The following is an 11,108-nucleotide window of genomic DNA, read 5'->3' as shown; positions in this document are numbered from 1 at the left end:
CCGCTTAATGTGAGTGGCGCGGCACGGCGGAACCGCGATTGCCGACCAGGAAGTCGAAATCGCAGCCTTCGTCGGCCTGCAACACGTGTTCGATGTATAGCTGCTGGTAGCCGCTCTTCGGTCCGGGCGCGCTGCCCAGTTCGCGCTTCGCCAGGCGCTCGGCAATTTCCGCGTCGCTGATGTCGATGTTCAGGCTGCCGGCGTGGCAATCGAGAGCGATCATGTCGCCATCGCGCACGATGCCCAGCGGGCCGCCCGCCATGGCTTCCGGCGCCACGTGCAGCACGACGGTGCCGTAGGCGGTGCCGCTCATGCGCGCATCCGAGATGCGCACCATGTCGGTGATGCCTTGCGCCAGCAGTTTCGGCGGCAAGCCCATGTTGCCCACTTCGGCCATGCCCGGATAGCCTTTCGGGCCGCAGTTCTTCATCACCAGCACGGAATCGGCGTCGACATCGAGGTCTGGATCGAGGATGCGCGATTTGTAATGTTCAAAGTCTTCGAAGACGACGGCCTTGCCACGGTGCTGCATCAGATGCGGCGAGGCGGCCGACGGCTTCAGCACGGCGCCGCGTGGCGCCAGGTTGCCGCGCAACACGCAAATGCCGCCATCGGCCAGCAGCGGGTTGTCCAGGGTGCGCACCACTTCATCGTTGTAGATCGGCGCTTCGACGCAGTTGTCCCAGATCGACTTGCCGTTGACGGTCAGCGCATTCTTGTGCGGCAACAAATCGCCCTCGCCCAGGCGGCGTATCACGGCCGGCAAGCCGCCCGCGTAGTAAAACTCTTCCATCAGGAAGCGGCCCGACGGCAGCAAGTCGACGATGGTCGGCGTGCCACGTCCCACCTTGGTCCAGTCTTCCAGCTCCAGCGGCACGCCGATGCGCCCGGCAATCGCCTTCAGATGGATCACGGCATTGGTGGAGCCGCCGATGGCCGCGTTGACCTTGATGGCGTTTTCAAACGCCTCGCGCGTCAGCACTTTCGACAGGCGCAGGTCTTCGTGCACCATTTCGACGATGCGGATGCCCGACATATGCGCCAGCACGTAGCGGCGCGAATCGACGGCGGGGATGGCCGCGTTGTGCGGCAAGGACGTGCCCAGCGCTTCAGCCATGCTGGCCATCGTCGAGGCCGTTCCCATGGTGTTGCAGGTGCCGGCCGAGCGCGACATGCCCGATTCGGCCGACATGAACTGGTGCAAGGTGATGGAACCGGCCTTCATCTGCTCGTGCAACTGCCACACGGCGGTGCCGGAACCGATATCCTTGCCGTTGAGTTTTCCGTTCAGCATGGGGCCACCGCTGACGACGATGGTGGGAATGTCGACACTGGCCGCCCCCATCAGCAGCGCTGGCGTGGTCTTGTCGCAGCCGACCAGCAGCACGACGGCGTCCATCGGGTTGCCGCGGATCGATTCTTCCACGTCCATCGAGGCCAGGTTGCGCGTCAGCATGGCGGTGGGGCGCAGATTCGATTCGCCGTTCGAGAAGACGGGGAATTCCACGGGGAAACCACCCGCCTCCAGGATGCCGCGCTTGACGTGTTCGGCCAGCTGGCGGAAATGCGCGTTGCACGGGGTCAGTTCGGACCAGGTATTGCAGATGCCGATGATGGGCTTGCCGTGAAATTCGTGGTCAGGTATGCCCTGGTTTTTCATCCAGCTGCGGTACATGAAGCCATTCTTGTCCTGCGAGCCGAACCACTCGGCCGAGCGCAGGGCCACCTTCTTTTTTGTCTCAGACATGCCATTCTCCTGGTTGTGCCATGCCGGATCTAAGGTCGTCGGCCCGGGCAGCGATGTTGGAATACTAAAGAATCCTGCCATGCCTTTCCAATCAATTTTTAATGCGTTCCGATATCGAAAACGGTATCAGCATGCGCCAATGAAAACGCCCTGCGGGCGCATGGCGGCAGGGCGTGGGCTGTTTTGGCCGGGGTGCCTACTCGGCAGAAAAGCGGTACACGGTGTACGTCTGATACACCTGACCCGGGCGCAAGATGGTGCTCGGAAAGTGGGACTGGTTCGGCGAATCCGGGAAATGCTGGGTTTCCAGGCATAGCGCGCTGCGGTAACTGTGGGCGCGCAGCTTGCCGTGCTGGCTGCCGTCGAGGAAATTGCCCGAATAGAACTGAATGCCCGGCTCCTGCGTGTACACCTGCATCACCCTGCCCGATTGCGGCTCGCGCACCATGGCGGCCAGCGTCAGCGCCTGGCCTGGCTGTTGATTCAGCACAAAGTTATGGTCGTAACCGCGCCCGATGCGCAGCTGTTCATGCGGCACATCGATGCTGTCGCCGATGACGGTACTCTGGCGCAAGTCGAACGGCGTGCCCGCCACGTCCGCCAGCTCGCCCGTGGGTATCGATCCCGCATCGACGGGCAGGTAGCGGTCCGCGTTGATCGTTACCTCGTGGCCAAGGATAGTGCCCTGCCCCGCCAGATTGAAATAGCTGTGGTTGGTCAGGTTGATCGGCGTGGCCTGGTCCGTCACGGCGTGGTAGCGCAGGCTCAGCGCGTTGTCGTTGTCCAGTTCATAGGTCAGCGTCACGTCGAGCTTGCCCGGGTAGCCATCTTCGCCGTCCGGGCTGCTGCGCGTGAACGTGACACCTACAGCATCGTCCCTGGTGAACGGCGCGGCCTGCCACATGACCTGGTGAAAGCCCTGGTTTCCACCATGCAAGTGATTCGGCGCATTGTTGACGGCCAGCTGGTAATCCTTGCCGTCCAGACTGAAACGCCCCTGGGCGATGCGGTTGCCGAAGCGCCCGATGACGGCGCCCAGGAACGCGCTATTGGCCAGATACGGTTCGATGCGCTCGAAACCCAGCACCACATCGGCAAAGTTGCCGTCGCGGTCAGGTACGTGAATTTCGCTGATGATGGCGCCAAAGTCCAGCACCTTCACTTGCATGCCCTGGCGGTTCGTCAGGGTAAACACGCTCACGTGCTGGCCGTCGGGCAGGATGCCGAACGGCGCTTGCGTCACTGAAACAGAATCAACTGGGGTCATGGCGTCGGGTCCGGAACGTTACAGGGTCGATGAGCGGCCAAACACGGGCATGCCTTGCGCATCCCAGCGCAGAGGCTTGACAAACGTGTGGCGGTCCGGGTTCCACAGCGGGTCGCCAACGATTTCCGTGTACGTGCGGGCATGGTACACCAGCAACACGCCGTCGCCATCCTCGGCCGTGGTAAAACTGTTGTGGCCAGGGCCGTAGATGCCGTGCTCGTAGCAGGTGGCAAATACGGGCTCGGGCGACTTCGTCCACGCCGCCGGATCGAGCAAGTCGGCGGACTCGTCGGCCCACAGCAAGCCCATGGCGTAGTTTTCATCGGTGGCGCTGGCCGAGTAACTGATGAAGATCTTGCCGTTGCGTTTCAGCACGGACGGTCCCTCGTTGACCCAGAAGCCGCGGATTTCCCAGTCGAACTCCGGTTTGCTCAGCATCACGGGCGGGCCGGCCAGCTGCCACGGCGTGGCCATCGGTGCGATGTACAGGTTCGAATTGCCCTCGATGGCGACATCCTTCTGCGCCCACAGGTAGTACAGCACGCCATTGTGCTCGAACGTGGTGGCGTCCAGGCAGAAGGTGTCGATGCCCGTGTCGATCTGTCCCATGAATTCCCACTCGCCTTCCAGTGGATTGGCGTTGGTATTGCGGATCGCGTACATGCGGTGCTGGAACAGTTGATCTTTGATTTCGCGGCTCGGCGCGGCGGCGAAATACACATACCAGGCGCCCTGGTTGAAGTGCAGCTCGGGTGCCCACACCAGCTCGCTGTACGGCCCCGTTTCCGGCTTGTGCCACACGTCGACCGTTGGCGCGTCCGCCAGGCCGGCGATGCTGTCGGCGCGGCGCAGTTCGATGCGGTCGTACTGGGGCACGGAGGCCGTAAAGTAATAATAGCCGTCGCTGTGGCGGTAGATATGCGGGTCGGCGCGTTGTTCGATCAGCGGGGTCAGGACTTCAGCCATGTTGTTTACTCCAAATAATTAGTCTCAGGCGGCTACATAGCCGCGCTTGTGCATTTCGGTTTTCACGCCCGTGTAATAGCTGTCGCTGATGCGGTACTTGAACATCAGCAAGCCCATCAGCAAGTGGAAGAAGCCGGGGATGATCGACAGCATCAGGGCGATGCCGTTCAGGGCGAATTGTGTTTGCTCATGGTTGGGCTGGTAGTCGAAGTAGGACAGCAGCATGCCGACCAAAAAGCCCGCCACAGCCATGCCGGCTTTCTGGCAGACGGAGATGCCGCCAAAGGCGAAACCGGAGACGCGCTTGCCCGTTTTGACTTGACCATAATCGATGGTTTCGGCAATCGCCGACCAGAACACGGGCGCGTGCAAGTCCACCACAAAGGAGAGCAGGAAATACAGGGCGAAAGCCAGCACGGTGTCGCTCGGCTTCACAAAAAAGTAAATAGCCAGGCTGATCAGCGCGACGCCGATTTGCGAGTAGCGGAACAGCTTGACCTTGCAATAAAACTTGGTGATCCAGGTCGAGGCGATCATGGCCAGGATGGCCGCCACCACGCCCGTGGTCAGAAAGGCGGCCACCGTTTCCGTGCTGCCGCCCAGATAGTATTTCGCATAATAAATAGCGACGGAGCCGCGCACCACGTAGCCGACCGTGCCCGTGACGCACACGCCGCACAGCACCAGCCACTGGTCGTTCTGCAGCAGCACCTTCATTTGTTCCAGCAGCGATTGTTTTTCCACCACGTGCACGACCCGCTCGGTGGTGGTGAAATAGCAGAACAGGAACAGGGCCACGCCCATCACCGCCATCACGGCCATGGCCGCCTGGTAGCCGACGGCCGGGTTGCCGCCGCCCCAGCGCTGCGACAGGATCGGCACGACGATGGTCACCATGAAGGCGCCGATCTTGGCAAAGAACAGGCGGTAGCCATTGGCCGACAGGCGCTCGTGCGGGTCGCTGGTCAGGCCGCTGATCAGCGAGATGTAGGGGATGCCCACACCGGCCGTCATGATGGTCATCAGGATATACGTCGAATACGCCCAGATCAATTTGGCGTCATAGCCCCATTCCGGCGTGGTGAACACAAAAAACACGCTGACGCCGAACGGCACGGCCAGCCACAGAAGATACGGGCGGTAGCGGCCCGAGGCAAAGCTGTAGCGGTCGGTGATCTGCCCCATGACGAGGTCGGCGATGGCACCCACCACTTTGACGGCCACGAACAGCAGGGCCAGGTCCGTGGTTTTCAAGCCATAGATATCGGTATAGAAAAAGGTGATGATCAACATCATTGACGAGATGACGACATTGAGCGCCATGTCGCCCGCGCCGAAGCCGACCTTTTCAACGGTGGATAATTTTTGCGTCTCCATGCTTTGCGTCCATTCTTTTGATGATGAATCGTGTCTGACTGCCTAACTGCAACGCAAGGGGCGCTGCCGGCCGAAACCTTGGCAACGCCCTTGATGTTTACTGTGCGACTAACTTACATTTTCCAGCGCAGGGATAAACCGACTGTCCTGTCATAACGGCGCGTATCGCGCGGATACACGCCTGCCTCGTTCCAGTAATCCTTGAACTTGGTATCGAGCAAGTTATTCCCGTCCAGGGTCACGGTGAACTGCTCATTGATCTTGTATGACAGCGATCCGTCAAGCTGGGCCGTCGGCGCCACTTTCAAGTCCAGACCGGGGCCGCCCTGGTTGTAGCTGTCGATGAATTTCGAGCGCCAGTTGTAAGCCAGGCGGCCCGACCACGCATCTTTTTCGTACAGCAGCACCAGGTTGTAGGCATAGCGCGACACGCCCGTGATGGCATGGCTGCCCGTCTCGTCGTCGGTGGTGCCGCTCATGTAGGTGCCGTTCGCTTGCAAGCCCAGGCCGCTCAACAGGCCCGGCAAGCCGTCATAAAACTGCTGGTAGCCAATTTCCAGGCCCTGCAGCTTGCCGGCGGCCGTGTTGTACGGGCGGTCCACGTCGTAGGTCTTGCCGGCGATGGTTTCGCTGGCAATGCGTTGCTGGATATAGCCGTCGAACTTGTGGTGGAACACGGTGGCCGTCACGGAACCGGCCGGCGCGAAATACCATTCCAGTGCGGCGTCAACATTGTCACCCGTCACTGGCTTCAGGTTTGGGTTGCCACCCGCGCCCGTCGCCTTCACCGTTTCCGTCGAGTTGACCAGGGCCACGCCCGGGTTCAGCTGTGCAAAGCCAGGGCGGCTGATGGTGCGGCCCGCGGCGAAGCGGCCCACCAGGTCGGCGCGCAGCTTGATTTTCAGGGCCACGCTGGGCAGCACGTCGGTGCTGGCCGTGTCGCTGATGACGGGCGTGTAGACGCCGTCTTGCGAACTATTGCCTTGCAGGCTTTGTTCGGTGCGCACGACGCGCACGCCCACAGTGCCATCGACTGGGTAGGCGCCCAGCTTGAAGGCGATCTTCGCCTTGGTATAGATGGAATACGTCTTTTCCGTATCCTTGAAGAACGAGCCCGGATCCATGGCGCGCGCCGCGCTGCTGCCCGTGACGGCTTGGCGGATCGTGCCCGTGTTATTGAGCAGGAAACTCGCGCACGGCGTGTACCACTGCTTCAAGCCATAGTCGGGACCACCGCTGGACATCGGTTCCGACAGGCAATTGAGGCCGGGAATCGACGTCACGCTCTGGCGATTGAACGGAAACGCTGCGCCGGACACGTCCGGTGCTTCCGCATTGCCCTCGAAGCTCTTGATCGATTCGGCTTCGCGTTTGACGCCGCGCACACCGATGCTGATTTCCTTGAAGAAGCCGCCGGCACTCGGCGTGTACGCCAGGTCGGCGCGCAGGTCGTTCGAACTGCCTTGATCCCGGCCATAGCGGTCGAAAAAGCCCTTCAGATGGTAGTTCGACGGGTCTTGCAAATCGATGCCCGTGTAGTCGACGTGCAAGGTGCCGTTCTGGTTGGTATTGATGCTGGCGTTCGGCACGACGGTAATCGCATCGAGAATCGGGTTGCGCCAGGTATAGCTGCTTTTGGTGCTGGCCACTTCCGACGTGAAACGCCATTCCGGGTTGATATCCCACAAGCCGCCCACGGCAAACTGATGCGTCTTCGTCTGGTTCTTGTTCGCTTGCGTCGACATGATGGTGTTGACGTTTTTGGAGGTCAGCGTTTGCAGCTGGTTGCTGCCGGCAATCTTGGTGGCCGAGACGGGCGTGCCCCACCATGGCAAGCCGACGAAGTAGTCGGATTCGGCGTTGAGCAGGAAGCGCGTGGCCATGCCTTCGGCGTACAGTTCAACGTCGGCGTTCGGACGCCATTGCAGCACGGCATTGGCGGTGCTGCGGCGGCGGTCGCCCTTGATCGGCAACAAGCCCACCTGGTCCGGCCCCGTCAAACCCGGCGACAGGAAACTTTTGTCCACGGGGGCCGTACTGAACGCGCGTTCTTCATGGTAACGGTGCTGCTGCTGCGACAAGCCCAGCAGCGCGCCCACTTCGCCGATGCCCGTCTTCCAGCGGTTAGCCACCATGCCGCTGATGTTCGGGTCGGTGGCTTTCGATTTGTCGCTGTAGACGGCGCGCGTGTTGACGCTGGCGGTGAATTCCTTGAAGTCGAACGGGCGATTCGTGCGCACGTCGATGATGCCGGCCACGCCGCCTTCGACCTGATCCGCGCCCTGCGATTTGTACACGTCCACGCGCTGCAGCATGGTGGCGGGAATGTCGGCCAGGTTGACGTAGCGGCCCGTGGTGGTGAACAGTTCCCGGCCGTTGAGCAGGGTCGTGACATCGCGCAAGCCGCGGATCATGACAGCGCTCGCTTCGCCCGAATCACGGCGGATCTGGATGCCGGAAATGCGCGCCAGGGTCTCGGCCACGTTGTTGTCGGGGAATTTGCCGATATCGTCCGCGACGATGGAATCGATGACCTGGTCCGAGCGCATCTTGATCTGCTGCGAATTTTGCGCCGAGCGGCGCACGCCGCTGACGGTCACGACAGACACTTCCGCAGCAGGGTCGACACTGGCGTCGGCCGCCACCGCGTCCTGCGCCCATACCGAAGCCGTGCTCAGCAGGCCGATACCGGCCAATGCCGCAACGGCTGCCTTCAAGGTGAATGGACGAGGGAAAGTGGCCGCGAGCGGGCCGGTGGCGTGGCGCATCATGAATCTCCAGATATTGTATTGATATTGTTGTACCGCTTGCATGTCGTGCGCATGCTCGGCGTTTATCTTAGGGGCTGGACGATAATCTCTCCAATCAATTTTTCCACTGTTTCGATATCAATTTTGATATCGGTGGTGGAGAGACTTTGAAGGTTGTAAAGTGACAACGGCAGGGGCGTCGTGGGCATTTTCGGGAGAAACTTCCCATAAAAACGGCAGCATGGCCATCCCTGTGGAATCGCGCCGCAGGCGTTGTGGCGATGGTTAACGTCGATCGGCACGCATTGACATGCCTGTCGCACTTGTTGATAATGACAATCATTCTCAGGCAGCCAACCAAGCGGGCATCTTTGCCCTGCCAGTGCCCTGCCTGGCAACAGTCACTGGCGCACCTCGGGTTCTTTGAGTCGATAGCTTGCCGCCAACAGTGCCATTTCCTCGCGGCCATGGCGTCTGCGTTGCAATCCTCAGTGCGGCCATGGCATTCCCACCCTCAGTCTGAAGGACATCCAGTGAAGTTATTCAAAAGCATGCCGTTGCCTTATCATCCCCTGTACGCCGCCCTGATGGCTGCCCTGGCGGCGCCATCCGCCGTGGCGCAGCTGGCGGTGGACGGCAGCGGGACGGACGGCCAGATGCAGGCCGTGGTGGTGTCCGCCTCGCGTTCGAATATCGCGGCAGACAAGGCGCCGCAAACCGTGGTCATCATTGGCAAGGCGGAAATCGCGCGCCAGATGGCCATTTCCGGTAATTCCTCGGATGTTTTGAGCAGCGTGCTGCCGTCCTACACGCCCAGCCGCGGCAAGATGAATGGCTCGGGCGAAACCTTGCGCGGACGCACACCGCTGATCCTCGTCGACGGCGTGCCGCAATCGAACCCCATGCGCCCCACGGGACGCGAAGCCCATACCATCGATTTTTCCATGGTCGAGCGCATCGAAGTGATCCAGGGCGCGAATGCCATCAATGGCCTGGGCGCCACGGGCGGCACCATCAACATCATCACGCGGCGTCCTGAAAAAGGCAGCTTCAACCAGCACATCGACATCCAGGCGACAGCGCCGACAGCGCAAACGGGCTCCGATGTGATGAATTACAAGACCAGCTACCGCCTGGATGGACGCACGGACAAGCTGGAATACCTGCTGGCCGCCTCGTACGAAGACCAGGGGCTGTATCTGGATGGCAAGGGCCGCCCTATCGGCAGCGACAATACGCAGGGCGACCTGATGGATTCGCGCACGTATGACGTGCTCGCCAAACTGGGCTATGTCATCGATGACAACCAGCGTCTGCAACTGTCGCTCAACCGCTACAAGATCAAGTCGAAGGCCGGCTACCTGGTCGTCGCCGGCGACCGCGCCACGGGCTTGCCCAGCGTGTCGGTAAAAGGCGAGCCGCCAGGCATTGCACCGTGGAACGATGTCTGGACTTCCAGCCTCAGCTACAGCCACGCCAACCTGGCCGGCATGGAACTGTCGGCCATGGTCTTCAACCAGGAATTCGAAGGCTTGTTTGGTGCGGACAATTCGGCCACCTTCCAGGACGCCAGCATCGCGCCCGTCGGCAAGCTGTACGACCAGTCGCGCGCCGTCGCCTCCAAGTACGGCAGCAAGGTCGGCCTGAGCCGCTCGGACTTGCTCGATGGCCGCTTGAAACTGACGGTAGGCTTCGACACCCTGTTCGACAAGGGCAAGCAAGACTTGTACGCGACGGGACGCACCTATGTGCCCGAGTCCGAATACCGCAACCTGTCGCTGTTCCTGCAGGGCGAATACAAGCTGACGGGCCAGCTCACGCTGCACGCGGGCGTGCGCAAGGAAAATGCCGACCTGCAAATCGACAGCTACCAGACCCTGGCCCAGTACAAACGCGTCAAGGTGACGGGCGGCAAGCTGAAATTCAATGAAACCCTGGTCAACGCCGGCCTCGTCTACACCCCGCTGCAAGACATCACCGTGTTCGGCAGCTACTCCGAAGGCTTCGGCATGCCCGATATCGGCAGGGTATTGCGCTCGATCAATACGCCGGGACAAAGCATTGCCAACATGCACAACCTGGAACCGATACTCACGAAGAGCATCGAGGTCGGTACCCGCGTGCGCAAGGGCGCGTGGGATGCGGACGCCAGCTATTTCCGCTCCGATTCGGATTTCGGCACGCGCATCGTACCCATCAATGGCGCCTTCATGATGGCGCGTGAAAAAACCCGCATCGAAGGCGTGGAAGCGAGCGTCGGCCTGCGCCTGAACGCGGCCCAGCGCGCCAAGCTCGCCTATTCCTACACCAAGGGCCGCTATGACAGCGACGAGAACGGCAGCCTGGACGCGCGCCTCGACGGCTTGAACGTGGCGCCCAACCGCCTGATCGCCACCTGGTCGGCCGACTGGAACGCCCAGCTGAAAACCTTCGTGCAAGCACAGCACGCCTTCCGCCAGTCGTTCGACGACGCGGCCAAGGATTTCAGCGGCTACACGCTGGTCGATGCCACGGCCAGCTACCGCCTGCCCAAGGGCGAGCTGCGCCTGGCGGTGGCCAACCTGTTCGACCGCGACTACATCACGTATTACTCGCAAAGCGCGCTGGTCGAACCCAAACGCTACTTCGCCGGACGGGGACGCACCTTGTCGCTTGGCTACTCGCTGCGCTTCTAAGCGGCACGCATGACGACGCGCGCGCGCTCCAGAGTCGCCAGCATCGCCGCCCCGGCCCGCATGCTGCTGCGCGTGACGGGCGCCGTGGCGGGCGGCTACGCCATCACGGCGCTGGGCGTGACGGCGGCCGGCGCCGTGCTGGCGCGCCTGGGCATGGCCCGTTCGGAGGCCGTGGTGCTGGCGGCGATGCTGGGCTTTGTCGTGTATTTGCTGCTGTTGCTGTGGGGCTTTAGCGTGCCGTCACTGGCACGCCTGTGGCTGCGCCTGGGCGCCAGCGCCGCGGTGCTGGCCATCCTGATTTATCTGATCACCTAGGAAGCGGCCGC

The 11,108-nt window shown here is 61.6% G+C and carries 8 protein-coding genes; 2 read left to right on the top strand and 6 right to left on the bottom strand.

Annotation, left to right across the window (positions count from 1 at the left end; genetic code table 11):
• Positions 1-4 precede the first annotated feature (4 nt).
• From ACP7EG_RS08810 to ACP7EG_RS08785, 6 genes are all read right to left on the bottom strand, one after another.
• Positions 5-1,747: an IlvD/Edd family dehydratase gene (locus tag ACP7EG_RS08810; RefSeq protein ID WP_116742930.1), complete on the bottom strand. Its 1,743-nt coding sequence runs from the start codon at positions 1,745-1,747 to the stop codon at positions 5-7.
• A gap of 196 nt (positions 1,748-1,943) precedes the next feature.
• Positions 1,944-3,014, bottom strand: coding sequence for an aldose epimerase family protein (locus ACP7EG_RS08805; RefSeq protein WP_426087331.1), 1,071 nt, complete (start codon positions 3,012-3,014; stop codon positions 1,944-1,946).
• An 18-nt stretch (positions 3,015-3,032) separates the two neighbouring features.
• Positions 3,033-3,980 (bottom strand): glycoside hydrolase family 43 protein, encoded by a 948-nt coding sequence (locus tag ACP7EG_RS08800; RefSeq protein ID WP_426087330.1) that lies wholly within the window; start codon positions 3,978-3,980, stop codon positions 3,033-3,035.
• A gap of 24 nt (positions 3,981-4,004) precedes the next feature.
• The gene (locus ACP7EG_RS08795; protein WP_426087329.1) at positions 4,005-5,357 is read right to left on the bottom strand and encodes an MFS transporter; all 1,353 of its coding nucleotides are present in this window, start codon (positions 5,355-5,357) and stop codon (positions 4,005-4,007) included.
• A 113-nt stretch (positions 5,358-5,470) separates the two neighbouring features.
• Positions 5,471-8,128, bottom strand: a complete 2,658-nt coding sequence (locus ACP7EG_RS08790; RefSeq protein WP_426087328.1) for a TonB-dependent receptor — start codon at positions 8,126-8,128, stop codon at positions 5,471-5,473.
• A 62-nt stretch (positions 8,129-8,190) separates the two neighbouring features.
• A complete protein-coding gene (locus ACP7EG_RS08785; RefSeq protein ID WP_426087327.1) occupies positions 8,191-8,409 on the bottom strand; it encodes a hypothetical protein in 219 nt (72 codons plus the stop codon).
• Positions 8,410-8,640: 231 nt separating this feature from the next.
• Between ACP7EG_RS08785 and ACP7EG_RS08780 the strand changes: the two genes are divergently transcribed.
• Together ACP7EG_RS08780 and ACP7EG_RS08775 are read left to right on the top strand one after the other, a co-directional pair.
• Complete coding sequence (locus ACP7EG_RS08780) at positions 8,641-10,782, top strand: TonB-dependent receptor (RefSeq protein ID WP_426087326.1); 2,142 nt, start codon at positions 8,641-8,643, stop codon at positions 10,780-10,782.
• A 9-nt stretch (positions 10,783-10,791) separates the two neighbouring features.
• On the top strand, positions 10,792-11,097 hold the full coding sequence (locus ACP7EG_RS08775; protein WP_426087325.1) for a hypothetical protein: 306 nt from the start codon (positions 10,792-10,794) through the stop codon (positions 11,095-11,097).
• The last annotated feature ends 11 nt before the right edge of the window (positions 11,098-11,108 follow it).

Source organism: Janthinobacterium sp. PSPC1-1 (assembly GCF_049897625.1).
GTDB classification, from domain to species: Bacteria; Pseudomonadota; Gammaproteobacteria; order Burkholderiales; family Burkholderiaceae_D; genus Janthinobacterium; species Janthinobacterium tructae.
The sequence above is the reverse complement of the archived record's forward strand: the minus strand, read 5'-3'. Positions and strand labels throughout refer to the sequence as shown.